The organism is Seongchinamella sediminis (genome assembly GCF_003457605.1).
GTDB lineage: Bacteria > Pseudomonadota > Gammaproteobacteria > Pseudomonadales > Halieaceae > Halioglobus > Halioglobus sediminis.
In genome coordinates, this window is record NZ_QRAN01000002.1 from 76,902 (window position 1) to 99,626 (window position 22,725).

The window sequence follows — 22,725 nt, forward strand, 5'->3', positions numbered from 1 at the left end:
CATGCCCTGCTCACGATTCATCACCGGCCTGCTCGCACTCTGCCTGGGCCCCCTGGTACAGGCTGAGCAGCAACAGGAATTCCCGCCCCTGGTGCAGGCCTTTTTCGGCAGCCTGATGCTGGATGACCAGAGCGGTGAGTGGCGGGACCTGGAGGGCACCCCGGTGGACGTCAGTTTCCCCTCGGCACTGCCCGGCGGCGGGGTTGAGGCGGAATACACCTACTTTGTCACCGACTACTTCAAGTGGGGCCTGAATTCGGGCGGCAGCATCGGCTGGAAAAACAGTGATACCCGGGTGTCGGGAACGATTGGCGGCGACACCGGGGCAAACATCCGCTTCGAGTTTGATAACTCCCTGTTCCTGGGCGAGCTGCACCTGGGCGGCTATGTGCGCGGCTACATGGGGCCCAACGTGTCGCTGTATGCCGCCGCCGGCCCGATGCTCATGTACGGGCAGCACCGGGTGGAAGGCGACGACTTCGGCGCCGCCGCTGACAGCGGGGAATTCGACTACGGCGACAACAAGGACTCCGGATTTGTCCTGGGCATTTACGGTCGCACCGGCATCGACTACCAGTACAGCCGCGACCAGCATGTGGGCCTGAGCGTTCGCTACATGAGCGCGGAGCTGGATTTTGCCGACACCATTGGCGAACTGGATATCAGTGGACCGCAGTTTGTACTCACTTACAGCCAGGCGCTCTGAGACCAGCGAGTCATCAGGGCGCAGGGCTGGCGCTACTGCCCTGCTGGTACTGGCCAGCGCCCTGCTCATCACCGCCTGCAGCGTTACCGGCTCGACCCTGCGGCTGCTGGTCACCGATCACCACCAGGTCGACCCGGATGCCCTGCAGGCCGTGTTCGAGAAGCAGTCCTCGCTGCGCTTTGAACTGGCAGAGGCGCCCGGCGACATGACTGCGCTGGAGGCCCTGGTGGCTGACCGGGCCGACCTGGCGCTGGTGGAAAACAACGTGCCCTTCCGTCCCGGTGTGCGGGCCATACTGCCCGTGTTCGAGAGCGTGCTGCACCTGGCGGTGCGCGATGCCTTTTACGCCAGCAACCCGCGCCGCACGATGGAGGGTGCCCGCTTTTACGTGGCCAATCGCTCAGCGGCGGGACGCACCTTTGTCGACCTGGTAATGCAGCGCGCGGGCTTCGGGCCCGACCAGTACCGGATAAGCTCCCAGTTTGAAGCGGGTGAAACCGACTTTATTCTCTACTTCGGCCCGATCAATCCGGACAATACCAGCTGGTTGCGTGAGGGCTTCTCGCTGGTGTCGCTGGACAACCGGCTCAATCCCAGGCGCAAGTTTTATGAGCAAGGCATTGGCTACAATGCGCCGGGGATGAAGCCCCGGACCATCCCCGCTCTCACCTATGACCTGCCCGGCAATGAAGAAGCACTGCTGACGGTGGCAGTGGACACCCTGCTGGTCACCCGGGTGCAGGCCTCCGAGGCCAGTATTTACCAGCTGACCAGAACCTTTCTGGAGCAGAAACCGCGACTGACCGCTATCGCACCGCACCTGTTCGCCGGCATCAATGCCTCCTTTGACCCGCTGGACCTCAGTTTCCCACTGCATCGTGGCGCCCGCAGCTACCTCAACCGGGACGACCCCGGTTTTGTCGAGCGCTACGCCGAAACCATCAACATGCTGGTCTACGTGTCGGTGCTGGTGGTTTCCGCTTTCCTCGCCCTGGCCCGCTGGCGCGAGCATCGCAAGAAGGACCGGGTCGATGTTTTCTACCGGCGGGTATTCGAGGTCAGGGACGCCGGGGGCGAGACCAGTGCCGAACAGAAATTGCAGCAACTCGATGCTATCGAGCGCGAGGCCTTCGAATCCCTGATCAGTGAGAAACTCTCGGCCAACGAGAGTTTCAGGATATTCACCGACCTGCTGGCCCGGACCCGCGAGGAAATTCGCGAGCGCCAGCCCTGACCCGCCCGGTGGCCACAGTCGCGACGAGCTGATACAGCGCTTCTAGAAGTGCAGGTTCAAGCCCAGCACCGGCCCCTGCTGGTCGCCGTCGAACACGTAACCCCCGGTGGAACTGCGGCCATTGTCATAGTCGGTATCGAGATACCGATAGCCGCCGAAGACCGACCCCCAGTCGTTGAAGCGGTAACTGAGGAACACTGCCCCGCTCACGGATGCATTGTCGCTGTCGCCATAGCCGTAATCACCGCGCAAGCGCCAGCTCCAGCTATCAGTGGCGTGGAAGGTGTAGCGCAGGCCGGCGACCCCCTGCCACCAATTGTCACCGCCGCTGATCCTGTCGGGAATCGGCAGGATGCCCGGGCCGCCACTGCGTGCAATCTTCACCTCCAGGTCCTGCTCGGCATAGCGCACCGCACCCAGCAGCTCCCAGCTGCAGTCACCGTGCTCGGCAAAGGCCCACAGTGCGCCCGCCTCCCACATGAGGTCTTCAAATTCCACCTCTGAGCGGATCTCGACAGGACCTATACTCACTCCGGTCGTCGGGTCCAGTTTGGCGTAATTGTACTCGGCGTAAAGTGTCAGCCTGTTTTTGCGCGCTTCAAAGTGAAACGCGAAGGCGGAATCCAGGTTGTCGAGTATGTCGTCCCTGAAATCCAGGTCCAGTGGCGCCTCCCGCCCGCCGACGGCGGCCGAGCCCTCGATATTCTTCGCCCACAGGTACAGCGGCGAGAGGGAAAACTCCCAGCCCTCCTCTTGGGCCAGGGCCTGCGCGGGCAAGCCCGCCAACAGCAGCGCTGTGCCGGCAAATGACAGCCTGCCAACAGTCCGTACGCTTTTCATAGGCTACTCCCGCATGCCGGTAAGCCAATTCTAGACCCATACATCGAGAAATGACCAGGGGGCGCGTGGAGTGAATCGTGTAACCAGCGTCAGGGCGAGGTCAGGTAAGCCAGCCACGCATTCATGCGAATGGCGACCTTGCTGATAACGTGCAGCGATTTGCCTTTGCCGGTGTAGACCGCCATGGTGCCTGCCGCGCCCTGCGGCAGCTCCCGGGCGACCTGCCGGTCATCCAGGCTGGCAATCACGCCCCAGCGATCGGGCAACAGGGTCTTCACCGCTATTGACCGGGGCAGTGTGGGCTGAAACACTGGCATCTTCGAAGCTGCCAACCACAATGGAGTGCGTTGATGATTAGCCGCAGAGACCTGCTGGCCGCCGCGACCTCAGCGCTTGCCTTGGCGCCGCTGCTGGCCCGCGCCCTGCCCGCCGCTGGCCAGATTATCACCCGCCCCATCCCCGGCAGCGGCGAATTGCTGCCGGCTATCGGCATGGGCACCTCGCGCACCTTTGATGCCGGCGCGGACGCCGCCACCATCGCCAGGCTGGCGGACGTCATGCAGCTGTTCTTTGCCGGCGGTGGCGCGGTGATTGATTCGTCGCCCATGTACGGCGAGGCGGAATCCCGGGTCGGGGATGTGCTGCGCAACATGGACACTCGCCCGCCGCTGTTCGCCGCCACCAAGGTGTGGACCGAAGGCCGGGAGGCAGGTATTGCCCAGATGGCGCAATCCGCCCGGCGCATGAACGTGGACCGCTTCGACCTGATTGCAGTACACAACCTGGTGGACTGGAAAACCCAGCTGGCCACCCTCAAGGCCTGGAAAAGCGAGGGCAAGGTTCGCTACATAGGCATCACCACGTCCCACGGCCGCTACCACGAGGAGTTGCTGGACATCATGCGCCGGGAGCCCCTGGATTTCGTCCAGTTCAGCTACAACATCGGCAACCGGACCGCCGAACAGGCCCTGTTGCCGCTGGCCGCGGACCGCGGCATCGCCACCATGATCAACCGCCCCTTCCAGCGCGGTTCGCTGTTCCAGCGCTCGGGAGGCGCGCCGCTGCCCGACGTGGGCCGCGAGCTGGGCTGCAGCAGCTGGGGCCAGTTTTACCTCAAGTTCATCCTCGGCCACCCGGCGGTGACCTGCCTGATTCCCGCCACCTCGAAGACCCACCACATGGCAGACAATATGGGCGCCAATACCGGCCCGGTACCGGACGCTGCCCAGCGGGCCGAGATGCTGCGGGCGTTCGACGCGCTGCCCGGCTGATGAATCGCGAGCACCCCAGCCTGCTGGAGCGCCTGCTGCGCCGCGCCTGCAATATCGAGCCCGAGGAAGTGAAGGCCACCCTGGCCTCCTTCTCGCTGGTGCTGGTGCTGATGGGCTCCTATTACATCCTGCGCCCGGTGCGCGACGCCATGGCCAGCGACTGGACCGACGCGGAAGTCAGCTGGCTGTGGACCTTCACCTTTTTCTTCAGCGCCATCGCGGTCTCGCTGTACGGCGCCGCCGTCGCCCGGATCAATGTGCGCCGGCTGGTACCCGGGGTCTACGGCTTCTTTGCCCTGAGTTTTGCCCTGTTCTACGCTGGCACCCAGATACTGCAGGACCGCACCCTGGTGGACAAGAGCTTTTACGTCTGGGTCAGCGTGTTCAGCCTGTTTCACATCTCGGTGTTCTGGAGCTTTATGGCCGATACCTTCAGCCAGTCCCAGTCCACCCGCCTGTTCGCCTTTATTGGCGCCGGCGCCAGCGTGGGCGCCATCGCCGGCCCCGCCCTGGCGACCCTGCTCGCCGGCCAGGGCAATACCGATGCCCTGCTGTTGCTTGCCGCGACCACCATCATCGCCACCCTGCCACTGGTGACCTGGGTGCAGCGACTGAAAATCAGCGACCTGGGCAATACCGCTGTGACGGCCGACAGGGACGACTTCGAGTTTATTGGCGGCAATCCCTTTGCCGGCTTTGTCGAATTTGTCAGCAATCCCTACCTGCTGGGCATCGGGCTGTTCATTTTTCTGTACACCTCCATCGGCTCCTTCGTCTACTTTGAGCTGAAAAACCTGATGGTGGATTACAGCCGCGCCGAACGGGCGCAGATCTGGGCCAGCGTCGACCTGGTGGTGAACACCCTGACCCTGGTGATCGCCATGTTTGCCACCGGGCGGATGGCCAGCCGCCTGGGATTGTCTTTTACCCTGGCCTCGGTACCGGTGGTGATTGGCCTGGGCATGCTGCTGCTGGTGGCGGCGCCGGCAGTGGCCACCGTGGTGGTGCTGCAAGTCGTGCGCCGGGCGGGCAACTACGCGATTTCCCGGCCGGCCCGGGAAATGCTGTTCACCGCCGTTGACCGCGAGACCCGCTTCAAAGCCAAGCCGGTCATCGATATCGTGGTTTACCGTGGCGGCGACATGCTCAATGCCTGGGGCTTCACCGCCCTCACCCAGGGACTGGGCCTGGGCATCGCGGCCACCGCCGGGGTCGGCGCCGGCATCGCCTTCCTGTGGGCGGGCACCGGTATCGCCCTGGGGCGCGCTTTTCGCCGCAAGGGGGCCGCTGGCCAGGCACCGCCAACGGCGCCTGGCTGAACAGGCGGGGGACGCCCGGCCGCAGTCGCGCGCTACAAGTCCGAATTATTGAGCCAGCAGGCGCAGAAACCGGCCCCGCGCCCGGCAAAGCATTCCCAGCGCCCGCGGCGGGGCTATACTGCACATCCACACGCTCGTAGTAAGGTGAGATCATGGCAACTTCAGAAGAATACGGCCTCGGCCCCAATCAATTTCCCCGCGGCTGGTTTGTCGTCGCGGAAAGTTCAGAGCTGGACGCCGGGCCAATGGCGGTGCGCTTCTGGGGGCGCGACCTGGCCCTGTACCGGGGTGAATCCGGCAAGCCGGTGCTGCTGGACGCCTACTGCGCCCACATGGGTACCCACCTGACCGCCAGCACCAGCGCGATGATCGTCAAGAACGGCGACCAGATCGAGGGCGACTCGATCCGCTGCCCCTATCACGGCTGGCGTTACAACGAACACGGCGACGTCGACGACATTCCCTATCACGACGGCCCCTGCCCCAAGTCGGCCTCTATCCGCTCCTACCCGGTAGTGGACAACATGGGCTGCGTCATGGCCTGGTTCGACCCCGATGGTCGCGAACCCGATTACGACGCCCCCTTCCTCAAGCAGTGGGACGACCCGCAGTGGGTGAACTGGAAGCTGGACCACCTGGGCGTACTGGACATCCACTCCCAGGAAATACTCGACAACATGGCGGACTGCCGCCACCTGGGCCCCACCCACGGCGCTCCCAGCGAGTACTTCGAGAACGAGATCAACAACGAGATTTACGTGCAGCGCCAGGGCGGCCCCATGCAGCTGTATGACACATACCTCTATACCACCACCTGGTACACCGGTCCCGGTATTCTGCTGTCCAAGCAGGTGTGGGCCGACACCGTGGTCTTTGAGCTGATCGCCAATACCCCGGTGGACGATGGCAGGACCCAGTGCTGGCACGGCTGCCTGTACCGCGGCGCCGCCAATCCCGCCAGCGCCGAAGATACCGAAGCGGCGGAGCAGATCCAGGCCGGCGCGCTGGAAGCCTTTGGCGCCGACTTCAACGTCTGGGCCCACAAGCGCCCGGCGCTGAAGATCATGCAGATGAAGACCGACGGCCCCTTCCGGACCGGGCGCAAGTGGTACTCGCAGTTTTTCGCCACCCCGGAAGACGCGGCGAAGATCCGCGACGAGGTCAACGGCACCCACCCCACCCTGGGCATGATCAGCCCCGCCGAGGCCAAGCACAGCATTGATGACGGGCTGCCCTTCTAGGCTCCCCTAACGGGCCTGAACTCAGGCCCGCGAAAACTGTCTATTACTCTGGCTGCCGCCGGCCCGGAATTCCGGGCCGGCGCATTGCTGTTGCCAAAAAATCTCCCCGGGGCCGGCCCCGGGGGCTACACTACCTGTTCCGGCCAATTGACCCTCAAAACCATGAAAAAACTGCTGTTACCCCTGCTCACCCTGACCCTGCTGACCGCCTGCGCCACCAGCCCCACCGGGCGTTCGCAGCTGATGCTGGTTTCCCCGGAATCCGCGATCGTGGAGTCGAAAAAGGCCTACCTCAGCACGGTCAGCGAACTGGACAGGGAAAACAAGCTGGTGGACGACCCGCTGCTGGTGGACAAGGTGGCGACCATTACCGGCCGGCTGGTGACGGTGGCCAGGCAAAAGTACCCCCAATCGGCCAACTGGGAGTGGAGCGTGGCCATTATCGACGACCCGGAAACGGTCAACGCCTGGTGCATGGCCGGGGGCCGCATGGCGGTTTACACCGGCCTGTTCGACAAACTCAAGCTCACCGATGACGAATTCGCCCAGATCATGGGCCACGAGATTTCCCACGCCCTGGCCAACCACACCGCCGAGCGCATGTCCCGGGCCATGGCCACCTCACTGGGCGTGGTAGCGGTGGGGGTCGCCGCGGATAATTCCGGCGTCGCCATGATGGGAGCGGCGGCCGCCGCCAAGTTCGCCCTGGAACTGCCCAACAGCCGCACCGCCGAACTGGAGGCCGACAACCTGGGCATGCGCCTGGCCACTCAGGCGGGTTATGAACCGGATGCCGCGGTCACCCTGTGGCAGAAGATGGCAAAGTCCGGAGGCGCCGCACCGCCCGAGTTCCTGAGCACCCACCCGGCACCGGGAAACCGGGAGGCACGGCTGGCGGAAATGATCCCGGAGATGCGCGGGCTCAACCCGGATGGGCGCCTGGCGCCGGTCTCGGCGGTGGACATCGTTCGTTGAGGCCGCGACTAACCCTTTAGAGTAGTCGCATTGGCCCCGGGATTGGGACAAACTGCGCCCGATTGACATCCACCCATTCTGGAGGCTAACAATGCTCGTCGGTGTACCCAAAGAAATAAAAACCCTGGAATTCCGCGTCGGCCTGACCACCGGGTCAGTCGAGGAGCTGGTGCATCACGGCCACCAGGTCATCGTCGAGACCAACGCCGGCGAAGGCGTTGGTCTGAGCGACGATATGTACCAGGCCGCGGGCGCTGAAATCGTCGCCAGCGCCGCGGAAATATTCGACCGCGCCGACATGGTGGTGAAGGTCAAGGAGCCCCAGCCCGACGAGTGCCGCATGCTGCGCGAGGGCCAGGTCCTGTTCACCTACCTGCACCTCGCTCCCGATCCCGAGCAGACCCGACTGCTGAAAGAGTCTGGCTGCGTTGCCATCGCCTACGAAACCGTTACCGACCGCAGGGGGCACCTGCCGCTGCTGTCACCGATGAGCGAGGTCGCCGGCCGCATGTCCATCCAGGCCGGCGCCCACGCCCTGGAAAAACACAAGGGCGGCTCGGGCATGTTGCTCGGCGGCGTACCCGGCGTGGAGGCGGCCCGGGTGGTCGTGATCGGCGGCGGGGTGGTCGGCACCAACGCCATCCGCATGGCCATGGGCATGGAGGCCCACGTCACCGTGCTGGACCAGTCACTGGACCGGCTCAAGGAACTGGACTTCCAGTTCGGCTGCATGCTCAACACTATCTATTCCACCCGGGAGTCCCTGTGGAAACACGTGACCGGTGCCGACCTGGTGATCGGCGCGGTGCTGGTACCCGGTGCCGCGGCGCCCAAGCTGGTCAGCCGGGAAATGCTGCGCCAGATGCGTCCCGGCTCGGTGGTGGTGGATGTTGCCATCGACCAGGGTGGCTGCTTCGAAACCAGCCGCCCCACCACCCACCAGGACCCGACTTACCTGGAGGAAGGCGTGGTGCACTACTGCGTGGCCAACATGCCCGGCGGCGTCGCCCGCACCTCCACCTTCGCCCTCAACAATGCCACCCTGCCCTTCACCCTGGCGCTGGCGGACAAGGGCTACCGGCAGGCGCTGGCCGACGATGAGCACCTGCGCCATGGCCTCAACGTGCACCATGGCGATATTACCTACAAGGCGGTAGCTGACGTGCTCGGCTATGACTACGTGCCCGCGGAGCAGGTGCTGGGGATTTAATTCCGTCCCGGGCCCGGCAGCCAGCCAGGCCGCCGAGAGGCTACTCGCTGTGCTCCCCCAGCAAGGGCGGAGCGCTGCGATATTCCACCGGCGTGCGCGACAGCTTGATCGGGTTGCCCACCAGTTGCAGCCCGGGATTGAGCGGGTGAGGCACGGTGACCTGCATCTTCCGGGCCTGGATCTGCGGCTCGGCGAACACCTCGGCGACGCTATTGATCGGCCCGGCAGGCACGCCGGCCGCCTCCAGTAGGGCGATCCACTCGTCCTTGTCCCGTTCCAGCATTTTCGCCTGCAGTAGCGGCACCAGGGCATCGCGGTTTTTTACCCGTTCACGATTGCTGACAAAGCGGGTATCAGCGGCCAGCTCCGGTGCCCCTATCACCTCGCAGTAGCGGCGGAACTGGCCATCGTTACCCACCGCCACAATCAGGTGGCCATCGCGGGCGACAAAACTCTGGTAAGGCACAATATTCGGGTGGGCGTTGCCCAGACGGGTGGGATTGAGTCCGCCCACCAGGAAGTTGGTGGCCTGGTTGGCCAGGGTAGCCGCGGTCACATCCAGCAGGGCCAGGTCCACCTGCTGGCCGAGGCCGGATCGCTCGCGCTCGGCCAGCGCGGCCTGGATGCCGATGACCGCGTACAGGCCGGTCATGATGTCGGTCAGGGCCACGCCCACTTTCTGCGGGCCGGCCCCCGGCTCACCGTCCGGCGCGCCGGTAACGCTCATCAGGCCGCCCATGGCCTGCACCAGGAAGTCGTAACCCGGGCGGCTGGCCAGCGGCCCGTTCTGGCCGAAGCCGGTAATAGAGCAGTAGACCAGGCGCGGGTTGATCGCCGCCAGGCTGGCGTAATCCAGGCCGTACCTGGCGGCGCCGCCCACCTTGAAGTTCTCGATCAGCACATCACAGTCGGCGGCCAGCTCCCGCAGCCGGGCCTGGCCCCGGGCCGTTTTCATATCCACGCAGACGGAGCGCTTGTTGCGGTTGGCGCACATGAAGTAGGCCGATTCATCCGTGTCCCGGCCCCGGGCGTCGGTCATGTAGGGAGGGCCCCAGTGACGGGTATCGTCCCCGCCCTCGGGGTTCTCGATCTTGATCACCTCGGCCCCCAGGTCGCCCAGTATCTGGCTGGCCCAGGGCCCGGCGAGAATCCGCGACAGGTCCAGCACCCTGATGTGCGACAGGGCGCCCATCAGAACGCGGGAATGTCAGTCTGGGTGCGGCCCAGGATCAGGGCGTGCACGTCGTGGGTACCCTCGTAGGTGTTGACCACCTCCAGGTTCACCATGTGGCGCATGATCGGATACTCGTCCGAGATACCGTTGCCGCCCAGCATATCGCGGGCGCTGCGGGCGATGTCCAGGGCCTTGCCGCAGGAGTTGCGCTTGATCAGGGAAATCAGTTCCGGCGCAATCTGCCCGGCATCCATCAGCTGACCGGCGCGCAGGCAGCCCTGCAGGGCCAGGGCGATTTCTGTTTGCATATCGGCGAGCTTGAGCTGCACCAGCTGCTTGGCGGCCAGCGGCACGCCGAACTGTTTGCGCTCCAGGGTGTAATCGCGAGCCGCATGCCAGCAGGTTTCCGCCGCCCCCATGGCGCCCCAGGCAATGCCGTAGCGGGCATTGTTGAGGCAGCCGAAGGGCCCCTTCAGGCCCTCCACATTGGTCAGCAGGTTGTCCTCGGGCACGAATACCTCATCCATCACGATCTCGCCGGTGACTGACGCTCGCAACGCCAGCTTGCCCTCAATTTTGGGAGCGGACAGCCCGGCCATGCCCTTCTCCAGGATAAAGCCGCGGATCTTGCCGTCGTCGGTCTTGGCCCACACCACGAACACGTCGGCGAAGGGGCTGTTGGTAATCCACATCTTGGCGCCGCTCAGGCGATAGCCGCCGTCCACCGCGCGGGCGCGGGTCACCATGCTGCCCGGATCGGAGCCGTGGTCCGGTTCGGTCAGCCCAAAACAGCCAATCCACTCGCCGGTGGCCAGTCTGGGCAGGTACTTCTCGCGCTGGCTCTCGGTGCCATAGGCGTAAATCGGGTACATCACCAGCGAGGACTGCACGCTCATCATCGAACGGTAGCCGGAGTCGACCCGCTCCACCTCGCGAGCGGCGAGGCCGTAGGAGATATAGTCGACACCGGAACAGCCGTAGCCGTCTATGGTGGAGCCCAGCAGGCCCATTTCACCCATTTCGCGGAAGATATTCTGGTCGGTCTGCTCGGCGCGGAACGCTTCCCGCACTCTCGGCAGCAGCTTGTCCTGGGCATACTGGCGGGCGCTCTGCTGCACCATGCGCTGCTCATCGGTGAGTTGCTGGTCCAGCAGGAAGGGGTCCTGCCAGTTGAGTTTCTGCCATTTTTTGCCGGCCATGGGCTGCTGCTCCGCACTGGGGTAAAGCGGGGAACATAGCAGACCCTCATTCATTTATAAAATATATGTTTTATATGTTTTACATATACCTATTTTATAAGCTATCGTGTATCCCCAGGTGCGCACTGATGGACTTGCCAGGGCGCTGAGCCATGGATTCCGGCTTACCCCAGGGCACCCTCTCTTGCGCCTGCAGCGCAATTCACCTTGTCCGCCGGGATGACAGGAATCAGCTGGTGGATTCCGGCTCGGGCTGGAATGGCCGTATGCCGCCTGGCCGTAATCACGCTGGCAGACACAGGAAGACCGCATGGACCTGCGCAAACTACAGATATTCACCACAGTCGCCGATGCCGGCAGTTTCAGCGCTGCCGCCGAGCACTTGCACATGGCGCAACCGGCGGTGAGCATCGCTGTACGCAAGCTGGAGGATTCCCTGGGCATCAGCCTGTTCGACCGCAGCGGCCGCCGGATTGCGCTCACCGCAGAGGGTGAAGCGCTGCTGCGGCGGGCCCACTCCATCCTCCAGCAGGTGGAGGAACTCAAGGCTTCCGCCGGCGATTTGAAAAATCTGCTGCGCGGCGAACTCAGTATCGCCTGCCCCTCCATGCTCGCCACCTACTACCTGCCCGACCTGCTCAGCGGTTTCCTGGCTGAACACCCGGGCCTGACCGCCGCCGTCACCCAGGCCGGCACCGCCCAGGTCGAGGATATGCTGTTGGGCGATGAGATCGAGCTCGGCGTCACCACCGACGGGGGCGCCGCGGAGCTGGAGCGCTGGCCGCTGGTTACCGAGCAAATAGTGGTTTGCGTGGCTACTACCCACCCCTGGTCCCGCCACCGCAGCCTGCGGATACAGGACCTGCACCAGGCGCCCATGGTGGTCTACGAGAGCGGCTATTTCATCCGCCAGCAACTGGACCAGCTGTGCCAGGCGGCTGGGGTGGAGCCGGACCTGCGGGTCCAGAGTAATTTCCTGCCGCTGCTGCTGCGCATGGTGAAACAGGGCCTCGGAGCGACCGTGGGCCTGCGGACCATGGCGGAACAGGAGCCGGGCATCGTCGGTATTCCCCTGGCGCCCAGGGCCGAGGTACCCATGGCGCTGGCAAGACGCAGCGGCAAAACCCTGTCGCGCGCCAACCAGGCCTTTCTGGACTGGCTAATCGCTCAGGAAGCTGCACCCCCTGCAGCCGGCGCACTCCAGTCCTGACACCAGCAGGTAAGGCGCAAACAGGGAGTTGAGGAAGAGCTCGACAAAGCGATCGGTATCGGCCCTGTCCAGCAAGCCATCCTCGTTCAGGTCCATGGCATAAGGATGAATGGCTGCGCCGGGCCGGCCCAGGCAGGACAGCTGCGCCACTGGCGAGGCCAGCGCGATACAGCCGGAGAAATTTACCCAGTCCTCGATGTCTACCCGCTGGTCGTTATTCATATCAATATCGCAGCGGTTGCCGATGCCGTCCTGGTCCCAGTCCCATTGCAGGGGATTCCACAGCCGCTGGCAGTTGTCGCAGGCGTCACCCACGCCGTCGGCCCGGGGCCTGCCGCCATCGAGGTCGGAGTCTGCCTGGTCCGGGTTGTAATGCAGCGGACAGTTATCGACCTGCAGCGGCGCCCCCGCCTCACCCATGCCGGTATTGGGCACGCCATCCCGGTCCAGGTCAGTAGCGAGAGTATCGGCAAACACCAGGAACGCCAGCTTGGTCCGATAGGACTGGGATGCCGGCCCCAGCACGCCATTAATGCTGATCGCCCAGCGATCAAAGTCCGCGACGTTCCGGGCAATTTTGTTGTCCTCGGTGAGCGGAAACTCGACGTCGGCAGCCCACCAGTTGATGATGAACACCAGCGGATGCACCCGGGGCTGCCCGGGCAGGAACTCAAACTGCAGCAGGTCTTTGACGTAACGGGCCTGTTCCGCTTCCTGCACGGCGCGCCCGCGGGGCGAGTTACACTGGTAGGTATCGAACAGGAAGGGCTTCCACGTGCCCCAGCCTGACTCCGTGATCGCAATGGGCGTCAGCGCAAAGTCCAGCCTGGCCGAATCCAGCTGGTTCCTCGCTGCGGTGAGCAGCTGTTGCAGGCCATACCTGGACAGCGCACCCGGAGCGCCCGACCCGCCGGCCGGCCTTCGCGCCGGGTAGGTTGAAATACCTATCAGGGTCGGCGCCTGGGGCTGGTACTCACGATGCACCCTCCAGAAGCTGGCAATATGTCCCGCTGTTGCCTGGTCTACCTGGCAGTCAAACTCCGGCTCCTGCGTACAGTCGAAGGCGTACTCCAGGCGCCAGCTGGGAAACACCGCCACCTCGGGTTCCGCCTCATACAGGGCGCGAACGATTTCGCGGTAGGTCGGCATGAATCTCTCATCCGGTACAGTCGCCGCCAGACGGTAGTTGAGCTCTCTCCAGGGGGTAAAGAAGTCGGCCCGGTAGTGCTGCACCAGAAACCGGCTGAGGCGGCCATAGGCGGCGGCCACCGCTGGCGATGCAAAATTCACCTCGCCGGCAGCCTGAAACTGCGCGGGATAATCGCCGCTGAGATCGCGCAGGGGGCGAATCCTGCCCTTGCATACAGGCTCGGGGTAACAGTCCGCCAGCTGGGCGTGGAGGAAGAGCGGCTTGGTGCCCCGTATCAGTTCCACGTTGCCCCTGATCCGGTCCAGGTAACAGAGCCACTCCACCGGCGTATCCACATCCTCAAGGCGCCCGGCACAGTGACTGCCGTGGTTCATGCGGGCACGCATTTGCGCATAGCTGCAGGGTCGCCCGTCGCAGTCCCGGAGAAAGGGGCGCCAGGGAACCCCCTGCAGGCCCGCAGACACATCGCCAAAGTCCTTGAGGCCATTTATTGCCACAATACTGCTGTGACGGGCCAGGATCCGGTCAATACTGCGCTGCAGCCCGGACACGCTCAATGGCTCGGCATGCACATCCCAGGCCTGCATATGGTAGTAGGTGTAGCCCACCAGCACGTCGGCACGGGATGCCAGGGCAAACAGCAACAGGGAGACGGTGAAGATATTCTTATACAATATCCGTTCCCTCCTCGTCCTCAGGCCATTGACCCTAGCACTTGCCAGCCGGGCCCAACATGACCAGAATCAAGGAACAGGGGTTAACCAGAGACTATAAACTCGCCGGTTTTTAGCGCCGGCCTGCAAGTTGTACACAATAAATGCCCTCACTCGACATCTTCAGCAAACATCTCGCCCGCCTGATTCCGGCGAGCGGCAGTGCCGACTTTCCCGCCATGCTGGTGGCCATGCTGCGCGAGCTGGTACCGGTAGACGATGCCAGCGTTATCTTTTACCCGGAGCGCGAACTGCCGGTAGTGGAATACTTCGAGGTCAACGCCGATACCGGGGGCTCGACCCTGGACATCTTCGTCAAAGGCGCCTTCCTGCTTGACCCCTATTACCTGGCGGCGACAGCGGATGGGCGTTTTGGCGTGTTTCGCCTGCGGGACCTCTCCCCCACCGGCTTCAAGGACAGCGAGTACTACAAGACCTGGTACCGCAACTGTGGCTACCAGGACGAATGCGGCTTTGTCATTCCCGTCTCCCGGGACGGCTTCATCAACATCGCCCTGGGAAAAACCGCCGCCCGGGCCAGCTTCACCAAACCTGAGCTGCGCATCCTGGCGGACGTCTATCCCACGGTCCAGGCACTGTGCCAGCAGCACTGGGCCGAGCGCAGCGGCGACACCAGTGGCGTCAACCTGCGGGCCCAGTTACATAGCGCCCTGGCCTCCTTCGGTTCCAGCCTGCTGACCGAGCGGGAGACCCAGGTCATTAACCTGGTGCTGCACGGTCACAGCACCAAGACCGTGGCCGACAAGCTGTCGATTTCCATGGAGACGGTCAAGCTGCACCGCAAACACGCCTATGCCAAGCTGGAAGTATCGTCCCAGGCGGAACTGTTTTACCTGTTCCTGGATTCTTTGATGAGCGCCCGGGACTACGCCGGCGGCGATACCCTGGTGGCCTACCTGCAACCACCGCCGAGGCACTGAGCAGCTAATGAGCAGGATACCCGCGGAGCAAGCCGCACAGTTGCAGGACCTGATGAGGCGCGGTTTCGCAGCCCTTGCCAGTGGCCGCGTCGAGGAAGCGGGCGAGTGCTGCCAGCAGGCACTGCAGCTGCAGCCGGAGCTGGTCCAGGCGCACTTCCTGGTGGGCCTGGTAGGCCTGGAAAGCAAGGACCGGGCAAGCGCCTTCCGCGCCTTCCAGTCGGTGGTCAAGCTGGACCGGGATCACGCCGCGGCCTGGGCGCAGCTGGCCCGCATGTACATGTCGGAGGGGCAGGTCAACAAGGCCGATGCCGCGCTGCGCGAGACCCGGCGTATCCGCCCCACCGACCCGATTGTGCTGGACCTGATCGGCATGACCCTGTCGCAGATGGGCGAATACAGCGTGGCCAAGGCGTTTTTTGCCCGGGCCAACACCTCACGCCCCAACCATCCGCCCTATATGCTGAACCTGGCCAACAACCTGGTTTATCACGGCGACACCGACACCGCGGACATCATCTTTCGCGATGTCATTCGTATCCTCCCCGACTCACCCCAGGCCCACTGGGCCCTGGCCGGCTCGGCGAAAGCCAGCGATGGCGAGCACATTGACCAGATGCGGGCACTGGCGGCAAAGCACGACAATAATCCCCGGGCCCGGGCCTTCTACCTGTATGCCATCGGCAAGGAGTGCGAGGACCTCAAGCGCTGGGACGAGGCCTTCGAGGCCTTCAGTGCCGGCGCCGCGGCGCGGCGGGCAACGGTGGAATACGACGAGGCCGCGGAGCAGGCCATGTTCGACTACCTCCAGGAGAGCTACACCCGGGAGTGGTTCGACAGCCTGCCCGAGGGCAACCCTAACCCGGCGCCGATTTTCGTACTGGGCCAGCCACGGACCGGCACCACCCTGGTGGAGCGGATTATCGTCGCCCACTCCCAGGTCCATTCCGCCGGCGAGCTGCAGCAGTTCGGCCTGGCGCTGCGGCGGCTGTCCAACTATCGCGATCCGCGGCGCTTTACCCGGGAACTGTTTGAGCTGGCCAGGGCCACCGAGCCGGCGAAAGTGGGCAACATGTACCTGCAGACCAGCAGCCGCATGGCGGGAAGCGCAGCGCGCTTCGTGGACAAGCTGCCGCAGAACTACCTGATGATCCCACTCATCCTCAAGGCGCTGCCGAATGCGAGAATCGTGCACCTGGTGCGCAACCCCATGGACGCCTGTTTCGCCAGCTTCAAGCAACTGTTTGCCGACGCCTACCTGCATTCCTACCAGCAGGGGGAAATGGCCCGCCACCACGCCCGCTATCGCCGGCTGATGGATACCTGGCGGGAGCGCTTCCCGGGCCGTTTTTTCGATATCAGCTATGAGGCAACCGCTGCCGACCTGGAGCCCAACGCCCGCGCCCTGCTCGACTACCTGGACTTACCCTGGGAGGAGGCCTGCCTCGAATTCCACAAGCAGGACGCGGCCGTATCCACCGCCAGCGCGGTGCAGGTGCGGGAACCGGCCCACACCCGCTCCATCGGCCGCTGGAAGCAGTACCGCTCCGGACTCGCCGAAATGCAGCAGGAACTGGCGAAGGCGGGCATCGCCAGCGAATAATTCCACTTAACTGTATCTACCCTATCGGGGTATATTATTGCCTGTCCAGTTTGGCTAGTTTAACAGGACCTGACTATACAAACGGCAGTGCCAGCCTGGCGTTCTGCCTATAACAAGACACGCGGCTCGTAAGCACCGTTTTAACGTTCACCGTCCAAGTGGGGATACTATGACTCGCAGCAAGCACCGCCACCGCCGTGGCATCACAACCCGAAAGAGCAGCATGGCCAGGGCCGTCTCCGCCGCCGTGCTGTCATCCGCCATCGCCGCCCCCGCCCTCTCCCAGAGTCTGGAGGAGGTCATCGTCACCGCGACCAAACGCAGCGAATCGGTACAGGATGTGCCGCTGGCGATTACTGCGTTATCCGGCGACTTCGTCAACAAGGTCAACCTGGATGACGTCAAGGACCTGGTGTCCTTTACCCCCGGGGTGACGGGTAATTCCCAGGACAGCTTTATCGATGCGATCAGCGTCCGCGGCATCCGCACCCAGGATTTCGGGGTGGGCGGCGACCCCTCTGCCGCTTTCTTCAAGAATGACCTCTACGAAGGCCGCAACGGCTCCGCCGTGACCAGCCTCTATGACATCGACCGCGCTGAAATCCTCCGGGGGCCCCAGGGCTTCCTGTTCGGGCGCAGCTCGATTGGTGGGGCTTTCAGTGTGCATACCAAGCGCGCCCAGGTCGGCAGCACTTCCGGCTATGTCGACCTGGATGTGGCTGAACGTGACCACCTGGTGTTTGAAGGCGCAGTCAATCTGCCGCTGACTGACCATATGGCCACCCGCCTGGCCGGGTATTACTCGCAGGAGGACGGCTTTGCCAGGAACGTCTATCCGGGGTCAGGTGACCTGATCGAGCACGACAAGTGGGCACTGCGCTGGTCCAGCACCTACGAACGCGACCGCCTCGGGGTATACACCACCGTTGAATACGAGGAGCGCGAACAGTCCGGCTCGGTCTACCGCGCCATCGACAAGGGCGACATCTGGGACGCATTCAACGAGAACCTGGGCGGCGTCGAGCTGGGCGGAAGCGATGAGGACATCGACTCTGACCAGTTCGACGGCGATAACGATGATGCCGATATCCTGACCCTGGGCCTGCACATCGACTACGACTTCGACTTCGCCACCCTGACCTCCAATACCGGCTACAAGGATCACGACTATTTCTACCGGGAGGATTACGACGGCACACCGCTGAACCTCAACAACTATGGCCAGGACCAGGAGGGGGATTACTTCCAGCAGGAACTGCGCCTGACCTCCACTACCGACGGCCCCCTGAGCTGGTACGCCGGCGCCTCCTACTACAAGGAGGAGATCGACGTTGTCTTCAACTCGGTTGGCGCTGAGGACTACTTCTGCCAGTACTACGGCAACTATTACTATCCCGGCAACGACTTCAGCGGCTGCCAGGAGCTATACGACTACTACGAGTACGATTTCACCCCCCACCCCCAGGGGCTGCTGCGCGAGACCGGCCGGGTCAAAGGTGAATACGAGGGCTGGGCCACCTATGTGAATGTGGACTACTACTTCACCGAAACCCTGGATCTGGAAATCGGCGTTCGCTACACCGAGGACGAGAAGGATTTCTCCACCAACGTCCCCACCCCCGAAAGCGACCTGGGGGCCTACTGGTTCTACGGTTTCTCCACCACTGAACCGCTGCGGAAAAAGGAAACCTGGGACGATACCACCTGGCGCGGGCTGCTCAAGTGGGCGGTCACCGATGACGCCATGCTGTTCGCCAGCTATACCCAGGGTTACAAGTCCGGCGGTTTCGGCAGTTTCTCCATCGTTGACGCCGACGGCGTGGCACCGGATTTCGGCACCACCGATATTTCCCGGGAAGACGGTTACCTGCCTGACACCTTTGAGCCCGAAACCGCCGATTCCTACGAGATCGGCTACAAGGATACGCTGTTCGACGGCTCCACCAATATCGACCTGACCGCCTTCTACTATGAGTACGAGGACCTGCAGATTCTCTACTACGACAGCGGCGCCTCGCTGGTGGACAACGTTGGCGAGGTAGAGGCCTGGGGCGTGGAGGGCTCGATTACCGCAGCGCTGAACGACAACTTCACCCTGTACATGGCGGCTGGCTACCTAGACTCGGAAGCCAATGAATTACAGGTTGTCTGCGGTTCCGACGAGTGCGAGGGCAGCCCCCTGTTCTGGGCCCCCGAGTGGTCGGCGGCATTCATGCTGGACGCTCACTTCCCCCTGGGCGGCGGTGCCATCATAGGTAGCCTGGAAGCCTTCTACGAGGGCGAGAAAGGCGGCGACTGGACCGGCATTCGGGAAAACTACATCGACGCCTTCACCGAAGTAGCGGCGCGCATCGGCTACGAGTCGGATGCGGGCTGGCACATCGAGGCCTACGTGGAGAACCTCACCGACGAGTTCACCTGGGATGGCCAGAATGCCAACGGCGGCGTGCTGCCCTCGCACTTCTTTGGCCCCAAGCGGCCGCGCACCTTTGGCATGCGGCTGGGAATGACCTGGGAGTGAGTCAGGCAAGGCCCGATTAATGTCATTCTGGCGGACGCGGTAAATTACGCCGCAGGCGCAAGAGAGGGTGCCCCGGGGCACGCCGGAGTGACATATTGGTAAAGCCTGCGGTTAATGCGCCGCGGGCTTTTTTATGCGTGCTTATTTGCGGTCCTAACTGACCAGCAGAAATCCTACAGCGCTTATAGCCGCCCCCAGCAAGGCATATGGCAACTGCGACAGCGCATGCTCATAGGACGGACAGCCGCTGCCCTGGGCCGCCAGTACGGTGGAGTCGCTGTAAAAACAGGCCATGCTGCCGAAACCGCTGGCGGAGAACAGGGCGCCAGCCATCAGCGGAATGCTCACGTCCAGTTCCTGCGCCAGGGGAAACACCACCGGGATGGCGATGGCGAATACCCCCCAGTTGGAGCCGGTGGAGAAGGAGACGAAGGCCATGGTGACAAACGCCAGCACCGGCAGCAGCTTCGCGGTCATATAGGGCGACACCGAGGTGATGACATAGTCGGTAAAGCCGAGGGCCTTGTTGGCCTCGATAAAGGTGAACACCGCCACCAGGATGGACAGTACCGGCAGCATGGTGCGCAGGCCGTCCATCACCGTGTCGAACATCTCGTAGAGGGTCAGGCTGCGGGTAAGGAGGTACTGCGCCATGGTCACCAGGATGCCGGCCATCACCCCGATCAACAGGTCGATATCGGAGATCACGGTAAAAAATATCAGCGCGAAAATCGGCACAAAGAACCGGGAGGCGCCAGTGCTGCCGACGTCGCCGCCCTGGTAGGGGTCATCCATCTCGATATCGGCGGCCGTACCGGGGGGCGCCAGCTCGCCGGTGCTCTCGGCCCGGGCCTCGGCGGTTTTCATGGTGCCCACCAGGGGAATGACCCCCATGATCACCAGCGGCACAATGGCCAGCGCCACAAAGGGGTAGAACATGTAGGGGATGGACTGGATGAAAAGATCAATTCCCTCACCGCTTGGTGCCACCCCGTTTTTCTCCAGCAGGCCGGCGAAGTAAACGGCCCAGGTGGAAATCGGGATGATCAGGCAGGTGGGCGCGGCGGTGGAGTCGACCACATAGGAGAGCATTTCCCGGGAGGTCCGGTACTTGTCGGTGACCTTCTTCATTGACGACGATACGGTCAGGGCATTGAGGTAGTCATCCAGGAAAATCACCATACCCAGGGCCCAGGTCCACAGCAGGCTGCCCTTCTTGCCGGTGACCCGGCGGGCCACCAGATCACCAAAGGCGCGGGCGCCACCGGCGCGCACCAGCAGAGCGATAAAGCTGCCGTACAGGCCGCAGACCATCAACACCCAGCCGGTGTTCTCATCCGCCATTACCGTCAGCACGGCTTCTGAGAGGGAGCCTATAAAGCCGATGCCGTCGGCGATAAGAAAAGCGACAATCGCGCCGGCGGTTACCGCGGCAATTGTGCGGTGAGTCACAACGGCCACCGTGAGCACCACAATGACCGGTATCAGACTGATCGCCCCGTATTCTTCCACCCTGTTCCCCTTGCAAAAGGCGCAGCTCGCGCGCGTTTAATCTACACCGGTTTTCGTGTCCGCTCCTATCGAAACCCGCTGACTTATTTACTGTCGGTAAACCTGCTCGCCATCGATCCAGGTCGCCATTACCCGCACCGCGTGCAGCTCCCGGGCCGGTACGTCGAACAGGTTCCTGTCGAGCTGGACCAGGTCGGCCTTCTTGCCCACCTCAATGGAGCCGATATCTGCTTCCCTGTGCAGCTGGTAGGCGGCGTCCAGGGTATAGCCCCGGATCAGCACGGGCAAGGACAGGCGCTCGCCGGCGTCGGGCTGGATGGGCCCATCGGGGTCGTCCAGTTCCTGCCGGGTCATGCCGATCTGCATCTGCACCAGCGGCGACATCCCCAGCATGCCCGCGCCGCTGGCCGGGTAGTCACTGCCCCAGGTCAGGCGGGCGCCGCTCTGCTGCAGACTGCGGAAGCGCCAGAAGCGGTTGAACTGGTCCGCGCTGACAAACTGCTTGCCGTGATGGTCGTAAGAGGCCCACAGGGGCGTTGACTGGGCTATGACATCGAGCTCGGCGAAGCGCGGCAGATCCGCGTCGGCAATGACCTGCACATGGGTGATGGTGAAGCGGCTGCCACTGTCGGGGTGCAGGCGCCGCGCCGCCTCAATGGCGTCCAGCCCCTGGCGCACCGCGCGCTCGCCGAGTCCGTGCAGGTGCACATCAAGCCCGGCAGCAGCCGCCCCGGTGACCATGGCGTTCACCTGCGCCTGGCTGAATACCAGCTCGCCGCGGTTTCCCGGCTCGCCCTGGTAATCCTCGAACATGGCGGCGGTTCGCCCCTCGACCGTGCCATCGAGCATGATTTTCAGGGTGTTGTAGTGGTAGCGCTCGCCCCTCAGCTCCTGCGCCTGGGCCTGGGTGTCCTCGACCGCGGTCGCGACGCCTGCTTCATCGCCCACGTAATGACTGCCGACAATCCGCACCGTCATCTGCCCCGACGCCTCCAGCTCGGCAAGAATCGCGCCGGTCCAGTTCGCCGCCTCCAGGGCCCCCGCATCAAATACCGAGGTCACCCCGTAGGCGTTGAGCACATCGATCACGTAGGCCGTGCCGTCGGTGATGACCGGCCGGGTGATCGCCCCCAGGGCGTCCATGGCATCGGTGGCGGTGCCCTCCAGCAGGTAGCCGCTGGGCTCGCCGTTGGCCTCACGCCTGTAATAGCTGAATCCCGGCACCGGGTCAGGCGTATCGCGGGTGATGCCCAGCTGCGCCAGGGCGGCGCTGTTGGCCCAGGCGCCGTGAAAGCCCTCGTCCATTATCAGGATCGGCCGGTCGGCGGCAATGGCGTCCAGTTGCTGCCGGCTGGGGCCATCGGGGCCAAAGGTGGTGGCGAGAAAGCCGTAGCCAAACAGCAGGCCATCGCCGGGGTTGGCCGCGACATAGCCGCGCACGGCCGCGAGCCAGTCATCGACCGTGCCCCAGGTATCCAGCGACAGGGCCCGGGCATAACCGCCGCCGGACAGAGGGTGCATGTGTGCGTCGATAAAGCCGGGCAGCAACATTTGCCCGTCGAGATCATGGATGACTGTGGCTTCCTCCACCAGCGCCCTCGCCCCAGCGTTGTCGCCCACGTAGACGATCCTGTCGCCCTCGACGGCGACCGCTTCCGCCCAGGGTTGCGCTCCGTTCACCGTGTAGGCCCGGGCATTGAGAAAGACCTGGTCTACCGCGAAGGATAACGGTGGCGCTGCGGCGAGGGCCAGGGCAGCCGCTGTACCCAGCAGGCCAGGGGATAACAGTTTCATCTCGGTTCGGCTCCGCAAAAGCAAAATCATACCCCAGTGCTGGCGCTGACATAATGCCCGGCAAAACTTTCTGTCCCGGGCCGGGGCCGCCGGTCGCGACCTGCCGCGCTCTGGA

Annotated in this window: 18 protein-coding genes; 11 read left to right on the forward strand and 7 right to left on the reverse strand. The window is 63.7% G+C overall.

Annotated elements, in window-relative coordinates:
• Position 1 precedes the first annotated feature (1 nt).
• Both DWB85_RS01935 and DWB85_RS01940 read left to right on the forward strand, forming a co-directional pair.
• A complete protein-coding gene (locus DWB85_RS01935; protein ID WP_117952515.1) occupies positions 2-706 on the forward strand; it encodes a hypothetical protein in 705 nt (234 codons plus the stop codon).
• Positions 678-1,940: a TAXI family TRAP transporter solute-binding subunit gene (locus DWB85_RS01940; RefSeq protein WP_133300544.1), complete on the forward strand. Its 1,263-nt coding sequence runs from the start codon at positions 678-680 to the stop codon at positions 1,938-1,940. Before DWB85_RS01935 ends, DWB85_RS01940 begins: the two co-directional genes overlap by 29 nt.
• Positions 1,941-1,982: 42 nt before the next feature.
• On the opposite strand, the gene DWB85_RS01945 is transcribed toward DWB85_RS01940, so the two are convergent.
• Both DWB85_RS01945 and DWB85_RS01950 read right to left on the reverse strand, forming a co-directional pair.
• On the reverse strand, positions 1,983-2,780 hold the full coding sequence (locus DWB85_RS01945; RefSeq protein WP_117952517.1) for a TonB-dependent receptor: 798 nt from the start codon (positions 2,778-2,780) through the stop codon (positions 1,983-1,985).
• 89 nt (positions 2,781-2,869) lie between these two features.
• Entirely contained in the window at positions 2,870-3,058 is a 189-nt protein-coding gene (locus DWB85_RS01950; RefSeq protein WP_117952518.1) for a hypothetical protein, read from the reverse strand.
• Between the two features lie 72 nt (positions 3,059-3,130).
• Here DWB85_RS01950 and DWB85_RS01955 point away from each other — a divergent pair, with 72 nt between their 5' ends.
• The 5 genes from DWB85_RS01955 (at position 3,131) to ald (ending at position 8,796) form a co-directional block, all read left to right on the forward strand.
• A complete protein-coding gene (locus tag DWB85_RS01955; protein ID WP_117952519.1) occupies positions 3,131-4,051 on the forward strand; it encodes an aldo/keto reductase in 921 nt (306 codons plus the stop codon).
• Positions 4,051-5,370, forward strand: a complete 1,320-nt coding sequence (locus DWB85_RS01960) for an NTP/NDP exchange transporter (protein WP_162845973.1) — start codon at positions 4,051-4,053, stop codon at positions 5,368-5,370. Before DWB85_RS01955 ends, DWB85_RS01960 begins: the two co-directional genes overlap by 1 nt.
• Positions 5,371-5,522: 152 nt before the next feature.
• Positions 5,523-6,611: a Rieske 2Fe-2S domain-containing protein gene (locus DWB85_RS01965; protein WP_117952520.1), complete on the forward strand. Its 1,089-nt coding sequence runs from the start codon at positions 5,523-5,525 to the stop codon at positions 6,609-6,611.
• 162 nt (positions 6,612-6,773) lie between these two features.
• On the forward strand, positions 6,774-7,586 hold the full coding sequence (locus tag DWB85_RS01970; protein WP_117952743.1) for a M48 family metallopeptidase: 813 nt from the start codon (positions 6,774-6,776) through the stop codon (positions 7,584-7,586).
• A gap of 91 nt (positions 7,587-7,677) precedes the next feature.
• Entirely contained in the window at positions 7,678-8,796 is a 1,119-nt protein-coding gene (ald, locus tag DWB85_RS01975) for an alanine dehydrogenase (protein ID WP_117952521.1), read from the forward strand.
• A gap of 40 nt (positions 8,797-8,836) precedes the next feature.
• On the opposite strand, the gene DWB85_RS01980 is transcribed toward ald, so the two are convergent.
• Both DWB85_RS01980 and DWB85_RS01985 read right to left on the reverse strand, forming a co-directional pair.
• The gene (locus tag DWB85_RS01980) at positions 8,837-9,988 is read right to left on the reverse strand and encodes a CaiB/BaiF CoA transferase family protein (protein ID WP_117952522.1); all 1,152 of its coding nucleotides are present in this window, start codon (positions 9,986-9,988) and stop codon (positions 8,837-8,839) included.
• The gene (locus DWB85_RS01985) at positions 9,988-11,169 is read right to left on the reverse strand and encodes an acyl-CoA dehydrogenase (protein WP_117952523.1); all 1,182 of its coding nucleotides are present in this window, start codon (positions 11,167-11,169) and stop codon (positions 9,988-9,990) included. The genes DWB85_RS01980 and DWB85_RS01985 overlap by 1 nt, the downstream gene beginning before the upstream one ends.
• A 310-nt stretch (positions 11,170-11,479) precedes the next feature.
• Here DWB85_RS01985 and DWB85_RS01990 point away from each other — a divergent pair, with 310 nt between their 5' ends.
• Positions 11,480-12,379 (forward strand): LysR family transcriptional regulator, encoded by a 900-nt coding sequence (locus DWB85_RS01990; RefSeq protein WP_117952524.1) that lies wholly within the window; start codon positions 11,480-11,482, stop codon positions 12,377-12,379.
• Here the strand turns inward: DWB85_RS01990 and DWB85_RS01995 are convergent.
• Positions 12,329-14,203, reverse strand: coding sequence for a hypothetical protein (locus tag DWB85_RS01995; protein WP_117952525.1), 1,875 nt, complete (start codon positions 14,201-14,203; stop codon positions 12,329-12,331). The two genes, DWB85_RS01990 and DWB85_RS01995, sit on opposite strands and share 51 nt — an antisense overlap.
• Before the next feature lie 143 nt (positions 14,204-14,346).
• On the opposite strand from DWB85_RS01995, the gene DWB85_RS02000 reads away from it, so the two are divergent.
• The 3 genes from DWB85_RS02000 (at position 14,347) to DWB85_RS02010 (ending at position 19,304) form a co-directional block, all read left to right on the forward strand.
• Positions 14,347-15,183 carry a LuxR C-terminal-related transcriptional regulator gene (locus DWB85_RS02000; RefSeq protein ID WP_117952526.1) on the forward strand — a complete coding sequence of 279 codons (837 nt, stop codon included), beginning with the start codon at positions 14,347-14,349 and terminating at the stop codon, positions 15,181-15,183.
• Between the two features lie 7 nt (positions 15,184-15,190).
• Positions 15,191-16,783: a tetratricopeptide repeat-containing sulfotransferase family protein gene (locus DWB85_RS02005; RefSeq protein WP_117952527.1), complete on the forward strand. Its 1,593-nt coding sequence runs from the start codon at positions 15,191-15,193 to the stop codon at positions 16,781-16,783.
• 223 nt (positions 16,784-17,006) lie between these two features.
• Entirely contained in the window at positions 17,007-19,304 is a 2,298-nt protein-coding gene (locus DWB85_RS02010) for a TonB-dependent receptor (RefSeq protein WP_117952528.1), read from the forward strand.
• Between the two features lie 153 nt (positions 19,305-19,457).
• On the opposite strand, the gene DWB85_RS02015 is transcribed toward DWB85_RS02010, so the two are convergent.
• Both DWB85_RS02015 and DWB85_RS02020 read right to left on the reverse strand, forming a co-directional pair.
• On the reverse strand, positions 19,458-20,816 hold the full coding sequence (locus tag DWB85_RS02015; protein WP_117952529.1) for a Na+/H+ antiporter NhaC family protein: 1,359 nt from the start codon (positions 20,814-20,816) through the stop codon (positions 19,458-19,460).
• Positions 20,817-20,903: 87 nt separating this feature from the next.
• The gene (locus tag DWB85_RS02020) at positions 20,904-22,610 is read right to left on the reverse strand and encodes an amidohydrolase (RefSeq protein ID WP_162845974.1); all 1,707 of its coding nucleotides are present in this window, start codon (positions 22,608-22,610) and stop codon (positions 20,904-20,906) included.
• Positions 22,611-22,725: the final 115 nt, after the last annotated feature.